This window comes from Bacillus sp. EE-W1, from assembly GCF_009760835.1.
In the GTDB taxonomy this organism is placed as follows: domain Bacteria; phylum Bacillota; class Bacilli; order Bacillales; family Bacillaceae_G; genus Bacillus_A; species Bacillus_A wiedmannii.
Genome location: NZ_WIPE01000152.1, coordinates 1 through 555, shown reverse-complemented (window position 1 = coordinate 555; position 555 = coordinate 1). Strand labels below are relative to the sequence as shown.

Sequence of the window (555 nt, the reverse complement as noted above, 5' to 3'; positions counted from 1 at the left end):
CAACAGGCCCACAAGGTCCACAAGGAATTCAGGGAATACAAGGTGTGCAAGGGATAACGGGAGCAACTGGAGCACAAGGAGCAACTGGAATTCAAGGGATACAAGGGGAAATAGGAGCAACAGGTCCAGAGGGGCCCCAAGGAATGCAAGGTGTACAAGGAGAGATAGGTCCAACCGGTCCGATGGGGCCACAAGGAGTGCAAGGAGTACAAGGAATTCAAGGAGCGACGGGCGCACAAGGAGTGCAAGGTCCACAAGGAATTCAAGGAATCCAAGGTCCGACGGGGGCAACAGGAGATACGGGAGCAACAGGTGCGACAGGGGAAGGGACTACAGGCCCAACAGGAGTAACCGGTCCAACAGGGGTAACAGGCCCATCTGGAGGACCAGCAGGACCGACCGGCCCAACGGGGCCATCAGGTCCTGCGGGAGTAACAGGTCCATCTGGTGGACCACCTGGCCCGACAGGAGCAACAGGTGCGACAGGAGTAACAGGAGATACCGGGGCGACAGGCTCAACTGGATTGACAGGAGCGACAGGAGAAACGGGAGCAA

General features: G+C 57.8%; 1 protein-coding gene. It reads left to right on the top strand.

From position 1 onward, the window contains the following. Positions 1-555 (top strand): collagen-like domain-containing protein (locus GFJ36_RS28725; RefSeq protein ID WP_194956681.1); only part of this gene is annotated, 555 nt, incomplete at both ends.